Below are 15,081 nucleotides of genomic sequence, written 5' to 3'. Positions count from 1 at the left end.
ACCCGCCGAAGGGACGAACGTTAGTCTTCGTCAAAACCGGCGTTAAACAGGGCAATCACCGCCGCCAGCGCTTCCTCTTCCTGGGGGCCGGTGGCTTCTACTTCAATCTGGCGTCCTTTGGCTGAGTCCAGCATCAGCAGTGCGATCACGCTGTTCGCTTCCGCTTCTGTGCCTTCATCATTACGCAGCAGAACTTCTGCATCGAACCCCTGCATCAGCTCAAACAGCTTCATCGCCGGGCGTGCATGCATGCCCAGCTTATTGGTGATCTCAACAGTTTGTTTTACGGTCATGTTTTACGTTTTTCCAGCGTGCGATGACGGGACTGAACGTTCTTTCCGCGTGAACGGAAATAATCGGCCAGCTGTTCGGCGATGTAGACCGAACGATGTTTACCGCCGGTACAGCCAATCGCCACTGTCAGGTAGCTACGATTGTTTGTTTCCAGCATAGGTAACCATAGCTCAAGGTAGCTTCGCGTCTGGTAGATAAAATTGTGAACTTCTGTGTGTCGGTCGAGGAAGGCCGCGACGGGTTTATCCAGACCTGTCATTGGACGCAGTTTTGGATCCCAGTGCGGGTTCGGCAGGAAACGCACGTCGAAAACATAATCCGCATCAATGGGGATACCGTGCTTAAAGCCGAAGGACTCGAACACCATCGTCAGTTCACGCTCGCGCTTGCCCAACAAACGGGTACGCAGCATTTCCGCCAGCTCATGAACGGACATCTCAGAGGTGTCGACAATCAGGTCAGCACGAGAACGGAGCGGCTCCAGCAGATCGCTCTCTTCGTCGATAGCGCTCTCCAGAGAGAGATTCTTACTGGAAAGCGGATGCAGACGGCGGGTATCGCTGTAGCGGCGGATCAGGGTATTACGATCTGCATCCAGGAACAGCAACTGAGGTGAGAATTCCTCAGGCAAGTTACTCATCGCCTGCTCAAAAATTTCTGGCGATTCAGGCATATTACGAACGTCGATACTGACGGCGGCAGAGGTTTGTCTTTCCGCAAGCGTCCGAGCCAGATCGGGTAACAACACGACCGGCAGGTTATCTACGCAGTAAAAACCCATGTCTTCCAGCGCGCGCAGAGCAACGGATTTCCCCGACCCTGAACGGCCACTGACAATCATCAGTACCATGTTCCGTTTCTCCTCAGGACAACAGATGTGAAAGCCATCTCCTGGTTATGCATCATCCTGATTGCCTTCTGCTTCAGTGATAATTTGATAGAGCTCTTCATCACTTTGGGCTGAGCGCAGTCGACGGCAAATGGTTTTATCAGCCAGGCGTTTTGCGACCAGAGAAAGCGTATGCAGGTGGGTTTTCGTCTGGTCAGCAGGCACCAGCAGCGCGAAGAGGAGATCGACGGGCTGGTTATCAATGGCATCGAAGGCGATAGGGGTTTCCAGTTGCACAAACACACCGACGGCACGCAAGGTGTCTTCTTCCAGTTTGCCATGCGGGATCGCGATGCCATTGCCGATGCCGGTACTGCCCATCTTTTCACGGGTCAGGATAGCTTCGAACACTACCTGCGGCGGCAGGCCCAGCTGTTTTGCGGCCAGTTCACTGATGATCTCCAGCGCACGCTTTTTGCTCTGGCAGTGAACTGCACTGCGGGTACATTCCTGGTTAAGGACATTGCTCAGTTGAAGAGCGGAATCGTTGTTCATCATAATTTCACCTAAGCGCTAACTGTACAAATGGCCCGTTGTGTTTCACAACAGGCCGTCCTGCACCCGTTAACTGCCCGGACAATTAGTGTTGTTTCAGTTTATCTTTATGTTTATTAAGCTGTCGCGCAAGCTTATCAATCAAGCCGTCGATAGCCGCATACATGTCTTGCCCTTCCGCACTGGCATGGAGTTCACCCCCGTTGACGTGCAGGGTTGCATCCGAGATATGAGTCACTTTCTCCACTTTCAACACAATATAGACCTGATTGATCCTTTCGAAATACTGCTCGAGTTTTGCAAACTTCGCGTTCACGAAGTCGCGTAAAGCCTCAGTAATTTCGACGTTTTGTCCAGTGATGTTGAGCTGCATAGTGTCTTCCTTATCGGTTGTGTCAAACCAGCTGCTTACGCTGGTTGGACGGCGGAATGGATAAAGACTCTCGATACTTCGCAACAGTACGACGTGCCACCATAATACCCTGGTCGGACAGCATGGTGGTTAACTTACTGTCACTCAGTGGCTTCGCGGGGTTCTCCGCGGCGATCAACTTCTTCACCAGTGCGCGAATTGCCGTTGACGACGCTTCACCGCCGCCCTCGGTATTCACATGACTGGAGAAGAAATACTTAAGCTCAAAAATACCGCGTGGACTGTGCAGATACTTCTGCGTGGTGACGCGGGAAATGGTTGATTCATGCATCTCGACGGCCTGGGCAATATCTGCCAGTACCATCGGTTTCATATACTCTTCGCCCTGCTCAAAGAAAGCCTGCTGCTGTTCGACAATACAGCGGCTGACGCGGAGCAGCGTATCATTTCGGCTCTCCAGACTTTTGATCAACCATCGCGCTTCCTGCAGATTGCTACGAATATATTGGTTGTCAGAGTCGTTTCGTGCGCTGGTGCACATGGAGGCATACTGCTGGTTGATTTGCAGGCGAGGGATGCTGTCAGAGTTCAGTTCAACGACCCAGCGGCCATTGTGTTTTCTGACCAGCACATCCGGGATCACGTACTCAGGTTCGCTGGTCTGGATCGACTGTCCGGGGCGTGGATCGAGCGACTGGATCAGATTCACCGCTTCTTTCAGCACCTCTTCTTTCAGGCGCGTGACGCGCATCAGGGTGCGGAAATCGTGGTTAGCCAACAGATCCAGATGATCGCTAATGATAACGCGTGCCTCATCAATCCATGGCGTCTCTTTGCTGAACTGAGAAAGCTGGATCAGCAGGCAGTCGCGTAGATCTTTTGCCGCCACACCGACCGGATCGAAACGCTGGATACGCTTCAGAACCGCTTCAATCTCTTCGAGTTCAATCTCTTCGTCGCCCATGCTTTCCAGAATATCGTCCAGCGTGACGGTCAAATAGCCCGTGTCGTCAACGGCATCGACAATTGACGTGGCAATCGCGCGGTCGGTATCGGAGAAGGGGGTCAGTTCCACCTGCCACATCAGATAATCCTGTAGCGACTGGGTGGTTTCACCCTGATAGACCGGTAGCTCATCATCCTGGTAGTCTGCACGCGTACCGGAAGGGGTTCCGGCGGTGTAGATTTCATCCCAGCTGGCATCCAGCGGAAGCTCGTCCGGCATCTCTTTTTGTTCGAGTGCATCAGCGGTATCGAGCGCTTCTGTATCCTGCGACTGCTGGGTATCTACCTCGTCATGAAGATCGGTTTGTTCCAGCAGCGGATTGCTGTCCAGCGCCTGCTGGAGCTCCTGCTGGAGTTCTAACGTGGACAGTTGCAACAGGCGAATTGCCTGCTGTAGCTGCGGCGTCATCGCCAGTTGTTGGCTGAGCCTTAATTGCAAACCTTGCTTCATGTTCAGAGCATTTTTCTCCGGTTCGGCGTTACGTTACCTCTACCCTATCAGAGTCTGAAGTCTTCCCCAAGATAGACGCGCTTAACATGATCATCTTCGAGGATCTGCTGCGGCGTACCGTGGGCGATCAGATTGCCCTGGCTCACAATATAGGCGCGTTCACACACGGCCAGCGTTTCACGCACGTTGTGGTCAGTGATCAGTACACCAAGCCCGCTGTCGCGCAGGTGTTCAATGATACGTTTAATGTCGATAACGGAGATGGGGTCAACGCCCGCAAACGGTTCATCCAGAAGGATAAATTTCGGGTTTGCGGCCAGCGCACGCGCGATTTCAACGCGGCGACGTTCCCCCCCGGAGAGCGCCTGACCGAGGCTGTCACGCAGGTGCTCAATGTGGAACTCTTCCATCAGCTCGTTGGCACGATCCTGTCGCTGTTCGCTGGTCAGGTCGTTACGAATTTGTAGAACCGCCATCAGGTTATCGTAAACGCTAAGACGACGGAAAATAGAGGCTTCCTGCGGCAGATAGCCGATTCCGCGACGCGCGCGAGCGTGCAACGGCAGAAGACTGATGTCTTCATCGTCAATAACAATGTTGCCGGCATCGCGTGGCACAATGCCAACGACCATGTAGAAGGTTGTGGTTTTACCCGCACCGTTAGGGCCAAGCAGGCCCACAATTTCGCCGGAGTTGACGGTCAGACTGACATCTTCTACGACACGGCGGCCCTTATAGGCCTTCGCGAGATTTTTTGCAGTTAATGTTGCCATAACGAATTAGTTACTCTTCTTCTGTGCCGGGGCCTGGCCTTTACCTTTGTCCTGCAGCTGCGACGGAACCAGCACGGTGGTTACGCGTTTGCCTTTCTCGCTGGAGGCCTGCATTTTTTGCTCTTTCACCAGATAGGTGATCTGGTCGCCGGTAATATTGCTGTCCAGCTGTTCCAGATAGGCATTACCCGTCAGGATGACCAGATCCTTCGCCAGCTCATAGTGCATGTGCGTGGCGTGGCCCTTCACCGGCTTGCCGTTGTCCTGCATCTGGTAGAAGGTTGCCGGGTTGCCGTAGCCATCAATAATCTCTTTGCCCTGCTCACCACCCGGACGGGTAACGACCACTTTGTCGGCGTTGATTTTGATGGTGCCCTGGGTCATGACGACATTACCCGTAAAGGTGACGACATTACCCTGCATATCAAGAGACTGCGTGTCTGACTCGATATGGATCGGCTGGTCGGTATCGCCCGTTACAGCAAGCGCGGGGAGACTGGTCGCCAGCATCGCACTGGCGATAATTACTTTAAGGCTGAGTTTGTTTGTTTTGAATTTCATAGGAGGTTCTAACCTTTTCAATCAGCTCGGCGTTTTTGCTGCGTAAGTTCCCGCGCATTCTTAAACCGCTGGAATTAAATGTTGTGCCATATAGTGTGACCAGATCCTGCGACGTCACATCCTGGGTCACCAGGTTGATCTGGGCATTATCCGTCGTAATTTTTCGCAGTTGCGAGTCAGGCGTCAGAGCGTTGACTTCAACGTGACCATATAGATAAAGCATACGGTCATTTGTCAGTTTTGCCCGGTCTGACTTGATTGACCACGTCGGGACTTTGTCCTTATCAAACGTCGTCATGACAGGTTGGGTAAACCACGAAATACCGTCATCTGAAAAGTATTCAACATGCTGGGCAATCAGGCGATAGTTCAGTGCCCCTTCCGGGCTGTAGACCACGGTGTCGCTGTGATCGCTTTTATAGGTTGGATCGTTATTGTTGATCACTTCCGTTTGCGTATCGTCGCGATCGGCAATATTCACGCCAATCAATACCAGTGCGACAAGCGAAAGCAGAATGATAACCCAACGTCTGGTTTTACTCATATTGATTGCCCTTTGGCCTCATCAAGCTTGCCTTGCGCCAGCAGAAGCAGATCGCAGACTTCACGTACGGCACCGCGGCCGCCATTGATGTGGGTAACGTAGTCAGCGCGTGGGAGCAACAGCGGATGCGCATCGGCAACGGCGATGCTCAGCCCAACTTCAGCCATCACGGGCCAGTCAATCAGGTCATCCCCGACATAAGCCACGTTTTCCGGTGCAATTGCCAGTTTACCCACTAAATCATTGAACGCCGCCATCTTATCGGATTGTCCCTGATACAGATGGGTAATGCCCAGCGTTTCACAGCGATCTTCTACCAGTTTAGCTTTTCGCCCGGTGATTATCGCTACCTCGATACCCGAGGTGAGGGCACAGCGGATACCGTAACCGTCGCGAACGTTAAACGCTTTCAGCTCTTCACCATTATTGCCCATGTAAATCAGGCCATCGGAGAGGACCCCATCCACATCCAGGATGAGCAGGCGAATCTTTTCTGCCTTCGCCATCATATGGGTACTGACTGGACCATAACAGGTTGCAAGGGATGCACCCGCATTACTCATTGTCTTATCCTTCATTACACTACGCCTGCGCGTAGCAGATCATGCATATGTACCACACCCAGCAACTGGTCGCCATCGGCAACCATAACGGAGGTGATATGACGGGACTGCATCAGGTTCAGCACATCCACTGCCAGCGTACCCGGGCGAACGCGGATGCCGCCAGGTGTCATCACATCGGCAATGCCAAGCGTGCGGACATCTACACCCATATCAAACACGCGACGCAGGTCCCCATCGGTGAAGATCCCCTGAATTTTCATCAGATCATCGCACACGACTGTCATACCCAGATTCTTGCGGGTGATTTCCAGCAGCGCATCGCGCAGGGAGGCCGCTTTACTGACGTGAGGGATTTCATCCCCGGTGTGCATAATATCGTTGACCCGCAGAAGCAGCTTGCGCCCAAGCGCACCGCCGGGATGAGAAAGTGCGAAATCTTCAGGGGTAAAACCGCGGGCTTCCAGCAGCGCTACGGCAAGCGCATCACCCATGACCAGTGCAGCGGTGGTGCTGGAGGTCGGAGCCAGGCCCAGCGGGCAGGCTTCTTTGGGAACCTTAACGCACAGGTGAATATCGGCCGCCCGCGCCATGCTACTTTCCGGGCGACTGGTCATGCAAATGAGGGGGACATGCAGTCGCTTCAGTACCGGGATCAGCGCCAGGATCTCATTGGATTCACCGGAATTTGACAGTGCGATGACGATATCTTGCGGCGTGACCATCCCCAGGTCGCCATGTGCGGCTTCCCCTGGGTGTACAAAGAAAGAAGAGGTTCCGGTGCTGGCAAACGTCGCGGCCATTTTGCGGCCAATATGACCGGACTTGCCCATCCCCATTACCACGACTTTACCGGCACAGTAGAATATCTTCTCACATGCCAGACTAAAATCCTGATTAATGTACTGATCTAACTGCGCCAGACCTTCACGTTCAATCTCCAGAACGTCTTTGCCTGCTTTCTGAAAGTCAAAACCCGGCTGCAATTCTATTTGCGACATAATGCGTTTCCGTTTACCCAGAGAGAAGAGGCGAGAGCCAGTACAGCATCGCCATCCATACGATAAATCCACCCGTCAACAGCGCGCCTGCGCCTTTGCCGATCTGGCGTTGCCGCCGCCAGCAGAGCAGGGCAAATATCACGCTGACCAGCAACATCACACCGTAATCGCGTGAAAACGCCAGGGGGTTAAAAGGCCCGGGCGTTATCAGGGCCGGCAGGCCCATCACAATCGCGATATTAAAAATGTTGGAACCGATGATATTGCCAATGGCAATGTCATCTTCACCTTTACGTGCTCCCGCAATGGCCGTGGCCAGCTCCGGCAGGCTGGTGCCGATGGCAATGACCGTCAGGCCAATGGTCAGTTCACTGATGGCAAAATAGTTCGCCAGTACTGTCGCGTTGTCGACGACCATGCGCGTTGCCATTGGCATGATGATCAGCGCGACGCCAAGCCAAAGTAGTGCTACAGGCAGCGTGCCCTCCCGCGGGAGTTCGGCAACCTGCTCCCGAGTCAGGCTATCCTGACCCAGCTTTTCAGCCTGGCGGGCGATTTTAACACTATACAGCAGCCAGATGACGGCCAGCGCCAGCAAGAAAATGCCGTCGCTGTAGCTCAGTACGCCATCATAAAATACGCACCCTGCCAGCAGGCTTACGATTAACATTAGCGGCAATTCACGGCGCAGAACATCGGAATGTACGCGAAATGGGTGGAGCAGTGCCGCCAGGCCTAAAATCAGTAATATATTGACGATGTTCGAGCCAATCGCGGTGCCAATAGCCAGGTCTACCTGACCATGCAGCGATGCTGAAACAGAGACGATGATTTCAGGAAGCGACGTTCCAACACTGACAACGGTCATCCCGATGACAACAGGCGGTACGCCAGTCAGACGACACAGGATAGATGCAGCAAACACTAAACGGTCAGCACTGTAGACCACCAAAAGTAAACCAATTATTAACAGTGCTGTTGCTAAAAGCATCAAAAGTCCTTTCTTCAGGTATACTCGTCGGTCCATCGCGCGGGAATGGCTGGACTGCATACTGTCTGAGGCGTAACGAATTCCTAATTTTGACTTTATGCGCCGGAAAAGTAAAACAAATGCCAGCTTTCGCTAACCTCAACGGCTATTATTCTGTAAAAATGCTGAGTTTGGGGCTGATTCAGGCTGCATGCCTTAATGTGAGCAGGGTAAGAAAGGAACAATAAATGAGCCAAACGATGGCGAATTTAGTCGATGTTCGCGGTGTGAGTTTTTCTCGCGCCAACCGATTGATATTTGATGATATTTCGTTGACCGTACCGCGTGGCAAGATCACTGCCATCATGGGGCCGTCCGGGATCGGTAAAACGACCCTGCTGCGCCTCATTGGTGGGCAGATCCCACCGGATAGCGGTGAAATCCTCTTTGATGGCGAAAACATCCCGGAGATGTCGCGCTCGCGCCTGTATACTGTCCGTAAACGCATGAGCATGCTCTTTCAGTCGGGGGCTCTGTTCACCGACATGAACGTCTTTGATAACGTGGCCTATCCGCTGCGCGAGCATACCAGCCTGCCGCCTGAGCTGCTGAAAAGCACGGTGATGATGAAGCTTGAAGCCGTCGGTCTGCGAGGGGCTGCAAAACTGATGCCTTCGGAACTGTCCGGTGGGATGGCGCGACGCGCTGCACTGGCGCGAGCCATTGCACTAGAACCTGATTTAATCATGTTCGACGAACCGTTTGTCGGACAGGATCCTATCACGATGGGTGTGCTGGTGAAGCTCATCTCTGAGCTGAACAGCGCGCTCGGCGTTACCTGTATCGTGGTTTCTCACGATGTACCGGAAGTATTGAGCATTGCCGATTACGCCTATATCGTGGCGGACAAAAAGATCGTCGCACACGGTAGCGCTCAGGCGCTGCAGGAAAATTGCGATCCGCGCGTGCGGCAGTTCCTTGACGGTATTGCAGATGGCCCTGTGCCGTTCCGCTACCCGGCGGGCGACTATCGTGACGATTTACTGGGAATAGGGAGTTAAGCCACTCATGCTGTTAAATGCGTTGGCCGCTCTCGGACACCGTGGCATAAAAACCATCAGGACGTTCGGGCGCGCCGGATTGATGTTATTCAACGCGCTGGTCGGCAAGCCGGAATTCCGCAAGCACGCACCGTTGCTGGTGCGTCAGCTCTATAATGTCGGCGTGCTGTCGATGCTCATCATCATTGTTTCCGGGCTGTTTATCGGTATGGTGCTTGGGCTTCAGGGCTACCTTGTTCTGACAACCTACAGTGCAGAAACCAGCCTCGGGATGCTGGTGGCGCTCTCACTGCTGCGTGAACTGGGGCCGGTTGTGGCGGCACTGTTGTTCGCCGGGCGCGCGGGGTCGGCATTAACGGCTGAAATTGGCCTGATGCGTGCGACCGAGCAGCTTTCCAGCATGGAGATGATGGCGGTTGATCCGCTGCGTCGCGTGATCTCGCCGCGTTTCTGGGCTGGGGTGATTTCGTTACCGTTACTGACTATTCTGTTTGTCGCCGTGGGTATCTGGGGCGGCTCGCTGGTTGGCGTCCACTGGAAAGGCATTGATGCCGGTTTCTTCTGGTCTGCCATGCAGGACGCCATTGATCTGCGAATGGATCTGGTCAACTGTCTGATTAAAAGCGTGGTCTTTGCTATTACGGTCACCTGGATTGCATTGTTCAATGGTTACGATGCCATCCCGACGTCGGCGGGCATTAGCCGTGCAACAACGCGTACAGTCGTACATTCGTCGCTGGCCGTACTGGGTCTGGATTTTGTGCTCACCGCACTGATGTTTGGGAATTGAGTTCATGCAAACGAGAAAAAATGAAATTTGGGTCGGCGTGTTCCTGTTACTGGCACTGCTGGCGGCGCTGTTTATCTGCCTGCGAGCGGCGGATATCACATCTGTCCGCACCGAGCCGACATATCGTATTTATGCCACCTTCGATAATATCGGCGGGTTGAAGGCGCGTTCACCGGTACGTATTGGTGGCGTGGTGATCGGCCGAGTGTCGGACATTACGCTTGATGAGAAAACCTATCTCCCACGCGTCGCGATGGATATCGAAGAGCGTTATAACCATATTCCGGACACCAGTTCTCTTTCGATCCGGACTTCCGGCCTGCTGGGTGAACAATATCTGGCGCTTAACGTTGGTTTTGAAGACCCAGAGCTCGGAACGACTATCCTTAAAGACGGCAGTGTTATCCAGGATACGAAGTCCGCAATGGTGCTGGAGGATATGATTGGTCAGTTCCTTTACAACAGTAAAGGGGATGAGAAAAAATCCGATGCTGCCCCTGCGCAGACTGAAGATCACACCAACGTCGCACCGACATCTGGCGCGACGAATTAATTTCAGGAGAAGTCATTCATGTTTAAACGACTGTTAATGGTTGCCATGCTGGTCATTGCCCCTCTCACCGCAGCCCACGCTGCGGATCAGAGTAACCCGTACAAACAGATGGACGAAGCGGCCAAGAAGACTTTCGACCGTCTTAAAAACGAGCAACCTAAAATTCGTGCTAATCCTGATTATCTGCGTGATGTTGTCGATCAGGAACTGCTGCCGTATGTGCAGATCAAATATGCAGGTGCGCTGGTGCTGGGACGTTATTACAAAGACGCGACCCCCGCGCAGCGTGATGCTTACTTTGCCGCGTTCCGTGAATACCTGAAACAGGCTTATGGTCAGGCGCTGGCGATGTACCATGGTCAGACCTATCAGATTGCGCCTGAGCAGCCGCTGGGTGATGCGACCATCGTACCTATCCGCGTGACGATCAACGATCCTAACGGCCGTCCGCCGGTTCGTCTGGATTTCCAGTGGCGTAAAAACAGCCAGACGGGGCACTGGCAGGCGTATGACATGATTGCCGAAGGGGTAAGCATGATCACCACCAAACAGAACGAGTGGAGCGACCTGCTGCGTACCAAAGGTATTGATGGCCTTACCGCGCAGCTGCAGTCTATTTCTCGTCAGAAAATTACCCTGGATGAGAAGAAGTAATGTCTCAGCAACTCAGCTGGTCGCGTGAAGGCGAGACATTAAAGCTGTCCGGTGAACTTGATCAGGATCTGCTGAACCCATTGTGGGACAAACGTCATGAAGCGATGCAGGGTGTGACGCTCATCGACTTAACCGAGGTCACACGGGTGGATACAGCAGGTATTGCGCTGCTCGCCCATCTGGTTGCCGTGGGGAAAAAGCAGGGGCAAAGCGTCAAGCTTCACGGCGCGAGTGATAATGTCGTTACCCTTGCGCAGCTCTACAATCTCCCTCACGACGTGCTGCCTCGTTAGTATTTTCAGTGCGTTACTTCTGAAAGCCCTGACAGTTTCATCGTCGGGGCTTTTTGCTTGTTTAAGACGACGTCACTTTGCTCTAAGATGTTGGGCTTGTTTTCACTATCAGATGATTAAGAGCCCATGGAAAATCATGAAATCCAGACAGTGCTGATGAATGCACTCTCCCTTCAGGAAGCCCACGTCACTGGCGATGGCAGTCACTTCCAGGTTATTGCTGTGGGTGAGATGTTCGACGGTATGAGCCGTGTGAAGAAGCAGCAGGCTGTGTACGCGCCGCTGATGGAATATATTGCGGATAACCGCATCCACGCCCTGTCGATTAAAGCGTTCACCCCGCAAGAGTGGGCACGCGATCGCAAACTAAACGGTTTTTGAGCTGAGGGCGACAGGCCCGCAGCACGGTTGAATTTATAAGAGAACACACAATGGATAAATTTCGTGTACAGGGGCCAACGCGTCTCCAGGGCGAAGTCACAATTTCTGGCGCGAAAAACGCCGCGCTGCCAATCCTCTTTGCTGCGCTGCTCGCGGAAGAGCCGGTAGAAATTCAGAACGTACCAAAGCTGAAAGATATCGACACCACCATGAAGCTGCTCACCCAGTTGGGAACCAAAGTTGAGCGTAATGGTTCCGTCTGGATCGATGCCAGCAATGTGAACAACTTCTCTGCGCCGTACGATCTGGTGAAAACCATGCGTGCGTCCATCTGGGCGCTTGGCCCGCTGGTGGCGCGTTTTGGTCAGGGGCAGGTCTCTCTGCCCGGCGGCTGCGCCATCGGTGCGCGTCCGGTTGACCTGCATATCTTTGGTCTGGAGAAACTGGGCGCAGAGATCAAACTGGAAGAAGGTTACGTTAAAGCGTCCGTTAATGGTCGCCTGAAAGGTGCGCACATTGTCATGGACAAAGTGAGCGTAGGCGCAACGGTCACCATTATGTCTGCGGCAACGCTGGCAGAAGGGACCACCATTATTGAAAATGCCGCGCGCGAACCGGAAATTGTGGATACCGCAAACTTCCTCGTCGCGCTGGGTGCGAAGATCTCCGGTCAGGGTACCGACCGTATCACCATCGAAGGCGTTGAGCGTCTGGGTGGCGGTGTCTATCGCGTTCTGCCGGACCGTATCGAAACCGGTACCTTCCTGGTCGCTGCGGCGATCTCTGGCGGTAAGATTGTTTGTCGTAACGCTCAGCCGGATACGCTGGATGCGGTGCTGGCGAAGCTGCGCGATGCGGGTGCTGATATTGAGATCGGTGAAGACTGGATCAGCCTCGACATGCACGGCCAGCGTCCAAAAGCGGTGAATGTGCGTACTGCTCCACATCCGGCGTTCCCGACGGACATGCAGGCTCAGTTCACGTTGCTAAACCTGGTGGCTGAAGGTACTGGCTTCATCACTGAAACCATTTTCGAGAACCGCTTTATGCACGTACCGGAGCTGATCCGTATGGGTGCACGTGCTGAGATCGAAAGTAATACCGTGATTTGCCATGGTGTTGAGAAGCTGTCCGGTGCTCAGGTGATGGCAACCGATTTGCGTGCGTCCGCAAGCCTGGTGCTGGCGGGGTGTATCGCGGAAGGTACGACGGTTGTGGATCGTATTTACCACATCGATCGTGGCTATGAGCGTATCGAAGATAAACTGCGCGCGCTGGGTGCCAATATCGAACGTGTGAAGGGCGAGTAATCGTTCCGGCAGCCCCCTGCCAGCAATGACCGGGGGGTTGCTGTTCCTGTCAAAAATCGCATTATTCCTGCGGTTTTTTCTTTGCTTTTTTCTGGCGAATCATGCGCGATCTGTCGATAAATTCATGGGTAATGGGATCGTGGTAACGCGAGGGCCAGATCACCCACGGATGCGTATCTAGCGCCGTTGCGATAATTAATTCTCCCTTTGGCCAGGGACGAGTCAGGGCGTTTGCCAGGGTAGAAGAACTCAGACCATTGCGGCGAGATTCAGCTGCCAGTGAAGTGCCTTTTTTGCGCAGTGCCGCAATGATATCAGCCGTGTGCCAGTCGATAAATTTCGTATCCATAACGCTGTCCTTAAGTTCGGATTTACTCACGCCGTTTCTTCTGAAACGACAGGCTTACTATACCCATTTCAAACTCTTGTTCTAAAAAGTTCGCGTTACTGGAAGGGATATTCAGAATAAGGCATGGCTTTATTCATGCGGCCTTTAAACCGATGAATTTACATGAACACGGAATTTACAGGTGTGTGCTGGAATCTCCCCGCGATGGCCGCAGGGAGATGCTGGAAGGATTAACGATCTCGCTGAACGGCGATGTGGGCAAGCGCAATCAGTGCATCGCGCCAAGGGCTGTCGGGAATGACCTGAAGAGCTTCGATGGCTTTGTCGGCTTCTTCTTCCGCACGCTGACGCGTCCACTCCAGCGATCCGCAGATTGCCATCGTTTCCAACACAGGTTCCAGCAGATGACGGCCATTTCCCTGCTCAATCGCTTCACGGATCATTTTCGCCTGTTCGGCTGAACCGTTGCGCATAGCATGCAGCAGTGGCAGGGTTGGTTTGCCTTCGTTCAGGTCATCACCCACGTTTTTGCCGAGCGTTTCGCCGTCAGCACTGTAGTCCAGCAAATCATCAATTAACTGGAATGCGGTCCCCAGATAACGACCGTAATCCTGCAGGCCTTTTTCCTGTGCTTCGGTACAGTCCGCCAGAATACCGGAGCACTGGGCAGCTGCTTCAAACAGGCGCGCGGTTTTGCTGTAAATCACGCGCATGTAGTTTTCTTCGGTGATGTCAGGGTCGTTGACGTTCATCAGCTGCAGCACTTCGCCTTCAGCGATCACGTTAACGGCCTCAGACATCACTTCCAGTACTTTCAGAGAGCCCAGGCTGGTCATCATCTGGAAGGCGCGGGTATAGATAAAATCCCCCACCAGAACGCTGGCTGCGTTCCCGAAAGCAGCGTTTGCCGTGGCTTTACCACGACGCATATCCGATTCATCCACAACGTCGTCATGCAGAAGCGTCGCCGTGTGAATAAATTCGATAAGTGCTGCGATAGTCACGTGGGCATTTCCCTGATAGCCAACGGCTCTGGCAGCCAGAATAGCAATCATCGGGCGAATGCGTTTACCGCCGCCGCTGACGATGTAATAGCCCAACTGATTGATCAGTTGAACATCAGAGTTGAGTTGCTCCAGGATTGCTGCATTCACACCCGCCATATCTTGCGCGGTTAACTCGTTGATTTTTTCTAAATTCATCGCAAAAGCCGGGCTTTTTATCCTGTTGATCCCATCTTCAATGGGGTAACGAAGGGTTTCGGTTTATCAATAGTAGTGCTGATTGTACTGAAAAAACGGCTCAGATAAACGTTACCGTACGTGTTGTGTTTTTTTTCTTCATGTATTGACGGTAGCACTTGTCAAAGGCTCGCGTTTTGCGTAATATTCGCGCCCTATTGTGAATATTTATAGCGCACTCTGATTCATACGAGGACGTGCGCGGAAGCGGAGTTTATATGTACGCGGTTTTCCAAAGTGGTGGTAAACAACACCGAGTAAGCGAAGGTCAGACCGTTCGCCTGGAAAAGCTGGACATCGCAACTGGCGAATCTGTTGAATTCGCTGAAGTGCTGATGATCGCAAACGGTGAAGAAGTCAAAATCGGCGTTCCTTTCGTTGATGGCGGCGTTATCAAAGCTGAAGTTGTTGCACACGGTCGTGGCGAGAAAGTTAAAATCGTTAAGTTTCGTCGTCGTAAGCACTACCGTAAGCAGCAGGGCCACCGTCAGTGGTTCACTGATGTGAAAATTACTGGCATCAGCGCCTAA

At 53.1% G+C, this 15,081-nt stretch carries 21 protein-coding genes; 8 read left to right on the top strand and 13 right to left on the bottom strand.

Going from position 1 to position 15,081, the window contains the following annotated elements:
- Positions 1-20 precede the first annotated feature (20 nt).
- From npr to JGF26_RS18005, 11 genes are all read right to left on the bottom strand, one after another.
- A complete protein-coding gene (npr, locus tag JGF26_RS18055) occupies positions 21-293 on the bottom strand; it encodes a PTS phosphocarrier protein NPr (protein WP_003861872.1) in 273 nt (90 codons plus the stop codon).
- Positions 290-1,144: an RNase adapter RapZ gene (gene rapZ / locus JGF26_RS18050; RefSeq protein ID WP_028017025.1), complete on the bottom strand. Its 855-nt coding sequence runs from the start codon at positions 1,142-1,144 to the stop codon at positions 290-292. Before rapZ ends, npr begins: the two co-directional genes overlap by 4 nt.
- A 45-nt stretch (positions 1,145-1,189) precedes the next feature.
- Entirely contained in the window at positions 1,190-1,681 is a 492-nt protein-coding gene (gene ptsN, locus JGF26_RS18045) for a PTS IIA-like nitrogen regulatory protein PtsN (RefSeq protein ID WP_008501443.1), read from the bottom strand.
- Between the two features lie 82 nt (positions 1,682-1,763).
- Positions 1,764-2,051: a ribosome hibernation promoting factor gene (hpf, locus tag JGF26_RS18040; protein ID WP_008501444.1), complete on the bottom strand. Its 288-nt coding sequence runs from the start codon at positions 2,049-2,051 to the stop codon at positions 1,764-1,766.
- A gap of 22 nt (positions 2,052-2,073) precedes the next feature.
- Complete coding sequence (rpoN, locus tag JGF26_RS18035; RefSeq protein ID WP_028017026.1) at positions 2,074-3,507, bottom strand: RNA polymerase factor sigma-54; 1,434 nt, start codon at positions 3,505-3,507, stop codon at positions 2,074-2,076.
- 47 nt (positions 3,508-3,554) lie between these two features.
- The gene (gene lptB / locus JGF26_RS18030; protein ID WP_025756692.1) at positions 3,555-4,280 is read right to left on the bottom strand and encodes an LPS export ABC transporter ATP-binding protein; all 726 of its coding nucleotides are present in this window, start codon (positions 4,278-4,280) and stop codon (positions 3,555-3,557) included.
- 6 nt (positions 4,281-4,286) lie between these two features.
- Positions 4,287-4,841, bottom strand: coding sequence for a lipopolysaccharide ABC transporter substrate-binding protein LptA (gene lptA / locus JGF26_RS18025; RefSeq protein ID WP_024906352.1), 555 nt, complete (start codon positions 4,839-4,841; stop codon positions 4,287-4,289).
- Positions 4,810-5,385: an LPS export ABC transporter periplasmic protein LptC gene (gene lptC / locus JGF26_RS18020; protein ID WP_028017027.1), complete on the bottom strand. Its 576-nt coding sequence runs from the start codon at positions 5,383-5,385 to the stop codon at positions 4,810-4,812. The genes lptA and lptC overlap by 32 nt, the downstream gene beginning before the upstream one ends.
- Entirely contained in the window at positions 5,382-5,948 is a 567-nt protein-coding gene (gene kdsC, locus JGF26_RS18015) for a 3-deoxy-manno-octulosonate-8-phosphatase KdsC (protein WP_028017028.1), read from the bottom strand. Before kdsC ends, lptC begins: the two co-directional genes overlap by 4 nt.
- A gap of 14 nt (positions 5,949-5,962) precedes the next feature.
- A complete protein-coding gene (gene kdsD / locus JGF26_RS18010; RefSeq protein WP_049007564.1) occupies positions 5,963-6,949 on the bottom strand; it encodes an arabinose-5-phosphate isomerase KdsD in 987 nt (328 codons plus the stop codon).
- 13 nt (positions 6,950-6,962) lie between these two features.
- Complete coding sequence (locus tag JGF26_RS18005) at positions 6,963-7,940, bottom strand: calcium/sodium antiporter (RefSeq protein WP_028017029.1); 978 nt, start codon at positions 7,938-7,940, stop codon at positions 6,963-6,965.
- A gap of 227 nt (positions 7,941-8,167) precedes the next feature.
- On the opposite strand from JGF26_RS18005, the gene mlaF reads away from it, so the two are divergent.
- From mlaF to murA, 7 genes are all read left to right on the top strand, one after another.
- The gene (mlaF, locus tag JGF26_RS18000) at positions 8,168-8,980 is read left to right on the top strand and encodes a phospholipid ABC transporter ATP-binding protein MlaF (protein WP_024906354.1); all 813 of its coding nucleotides are present in this window, start codon (positions 8,168-8,170) and stop codon (positions 8,978-8,980) included.
- 7 nt (positions 8,981-8,987) lie between these two features.
- A complete protein-coding gene (mlaE, locus tag JGF26_RS17995; RefSeq protein ID WP_010436044.1) occupies positions 8,988-9,770 on the top strand; it encodes a lipid asymmetry maintenance ABC transporter permease subunit MlaE in 783 nt (260 codons plus the stop codon).
- Between the two features lie 4 nt (positions 9,771-9,774).
- Positions 9,775-10,323: an outer membrane lipid asymmetry maintenance protein MlaD gene (gene mlaD / locus JGF26_RS17990; protein WP_134708503.1), complete on the top strand. Its 549-nt coding sequence runs from the start codon at positions 9,775-9,777 to the stop codon at positions 10,321-10,323.
- Positions 10,324-10,341: 18 nt separating this feature from the next.
- Complete coding sequence (mlaC, locus tag JGF26_RS17985) at positions 10,342-10,977, top strand: phospholipid-binding protein MlaC (protein ID WP_028017031.1); 636 nt, start codon at positions 10,342-10,344, stop codon at positions 10,975-10,977.
- Positions 10,977-11,270 (top strand): lipid asymmetry maintenance protein MlaB, encoded by a 294-nt coding sequence (gene mlaB / locus JGF26_RS17980; RefSeq protein WP_049007565.1) that lies wholly within the window; start codon positions 10,977-10,979, stop codon positions 11,268-11,270. Before mlaC ends, mlaB begins: the two co-directional genes overlap by 1 nt.
- Before the next feature lie 126 nt (positions 11,271-11,396).
- Positions 11,397-11,651 carry a BolA family iron metabolism protein IbaG gene (ibaG, locus tag JGF26_RS17975; RefSeq protein ID WP_008501458.1) on the top strand — a complete coding sequence of 85 codons (255 nt, stop codon included), beginning with the start codon at positions 11,397-11,399 and terminating at the stop codon, positions 11,649-11,651.
- A gap of 50 nt (positions 11,652-11,701) precedes the next feature.
- Positions 11,702-12,961 carry a UDP-N-acetylglucosamine 1-carboxyvinyltransferase gene (murA, locus tag JGF26_RS17970; RefSeq protein ID WP_028017033.1) on the top strand — a complete coding sequence of 420 codons (1,260 nt, stop codon included), beginning with the start codon at positions 11,702-11,704 and terminating at the stop codon, positions 12,959-12,961.
- Positions 12,962-13,022: 61 nt separating this feature from the next.
- On the opposite strand, the gene sfsB is transcribed toward murA, so the two are convergent.
- Together sfsB and ispB are read right to left on the bottom strand one after the other, a co-directional pair.
- The gene (gene sfsB, locus JGF26_RS17965) at positions 13,023-13,310 is read right to left on the bottom strand and encodes a DNA-binding transcriptional regulator SfsB (RefSeq protein WP_028017034.1); all 288 of its coding nucleotides are present in this window, start codon (positions 13,308-13,310) and stop codon (positions 13,023-13,025) included.
- A gap of 230 nt (positions 13,311-13,540) precedes the next feature.
- Entirely contained in the window at positions 13,541-14,512 is a 972-nt protein-coding gene (ispB, locus tag JGF26_RS17960) for an octaprenyl diphosphate synthase (RefSeq protein ID WP_028017035.1), read from the bottom strand.
- Between the two features lie 257 nt (positions 14,513-14,769).
- On the opposite strand from ispB, the gene rplU reads away from it, so the two are divergent.
- Positions 14,770-15,081 carry a 50S ribosomal protein L21 gene (gene rplU, locus JGF26_RS17955; RefSeq protein ID WP_003025032.1) on the top strand — a complete coding sequence of 104 codons (312 nt, stop codon included), beginning with the start codon at positions 14,770-14,772 and terminating at the stop codon, positions 15,079-15,081.

It is taken from the genome of Enterobacter sp. E1, assembly GCF_016809815.1.
Taxonomy (GTDB): domain Bacteria; phylum Pseudomonadota; class Gammaproteobacteria; order Enterobacterales; family Enterobacteriaceae; genus Enterobacter; species Enterobacter adelaidei.
This window is presented reverse-complemented; position numbering and strand designations above follow the sequence as displayed.

Bases quoted from the DNA above. Each gene is read 5' to 3' on its own strand.
- ispB (WP_028017035.1), bottom strand. From the start codon at position 14,512: ATGAATTTAGAAAAAATCAACGAGTTAACCGCGCAAGATATGGCGGGT.
- hpf (WP_008501444.1), bottom strand. From the start codon at position 2,051: ATGCAGCTCAACATCACTGGACAAAACGTCGAAATTACTGAGGCTTTA.
- mlaE (WP_010436044.1), top strand. From the start codon at position 8,988: ATGCTGTTAAATGCGTTGGCCGCTCTCGGACACCGTGGCATAAAAACC.
- mlaF (WP_024906354.1), top strand. From the start codon at position 8,168: ATGAGCCAAACGATGGCGAATTTAGTCGATGTTCGCGGTGTGAGTTTT.
- JGF26_RS18005 (WP_028017029.1), bottom strand. From the start codon at position 7,940: ATGCTTTTAGCAACAGCACTGTTAATAATTGGTTTACTTTTGGTGGTC.
- lptC (WP_028017027.1), bottom strand. From the start codon at position 5,385: ATGAGTAAAACCAGACGTTGGGTTATCATTCTGCTTTCGCTTGTCGCA.
- kdsC (WP_028017028.1), bottom strand. From the start codon at position 5,948: ATGAGTAATGCGGGTGCATCCCTTGCAACCTGTTATGGTCCAGTCAGT.
- mlaD (WP_134708503.1), top strand. From the start codon at position 9,775: ATGCAAACGAGAAAAAATGAAATTTGGGTCGGCGTGTTCCTGTTACTG.
- mlaB (WP_049007565.1), top strand. From the start codon at position 10,977: ATGTCTCAGCAACTCAGCTGGTCGCGTGAAGGCGAGACATTAAAGCTG.
- rpoN (WP_028017026.1), bottom strand. From the start codon at position 3,507: ATGAAGCAAGGTTTGCAATTAAGGCTCAGCCAACAACTGGCGATGACG.
- sfsB (WP_028017034.1), bottom strand. From the start codon at position 13,310: ATGGATACGAAATTTATCGACTGGCACACGGCTGATATCATTGCGGCA.
- lptB (WP_025756692.1), bottom strand. From the start codon at position 4,280: ATGGCAACATTAACTGCAAAAAATCTCGCGAAGGCCTATAAGGGCCGC.
- kdsD (WP_049007564.1), bottom strand. From the start codon at position 6,949: ATGTCGCAAATAGAATTGCAGCCGGGTTTTGACTTTCAGAAAGCAGGC.
- ibaG (WP_008501458.1), top strand. From the start codon at position 11,397: ATGGAAAATCATGAAATCCAGACAGTGCTGATGAATGCACTCTCCCTT.
- rplU (WP_003025032.1), top strand. From the start codon at position 14,770: ATGTACGCGGTTTTCCAAAGTGGTGGTAAACAACACCGAGTAAGCGAA.
- npr (WP_003861872.1), bottom strand. From the start codon at position 293: ATGACCGTAAAACAAACTGTTGAGATCACCAATAAGCTGGGCATGCAT.
- murA (WP_028017033.1), top strand. From the start codon at position 11,702: ATGGATAAATTTCGTGTACAGGGGCCAACGCGTCTCCAGGGCGAAGTC.
- rapZ (WP_028017025.1), bottom strand. From the start codon at position 1,144: ATGGTACTGATGATTGTCAGTGGCCGTTCAGGGTCGGGGAAATCCGTT.
- ptsN (WP_008501443.1), bottom strand. From the start codon at position 1,681: ATGATGAACAACGATTCCGCTCTTCAACTGAGCAATGTCCTTAACCAG.
- mlaC (WP_028017031.1), top strand. From the start codon at position 10,342: ATGTTTAAACGACTGTTAATGGTTGCCATGCTGGTCATTGCCCCTCTC.
- lptA (WP_024906352.1), bottom strand. From the start codon at position 4,841: ATGAAATTCAAAACAAACAAACTCAGCCTTAAAGTAATTATCGCCAGT.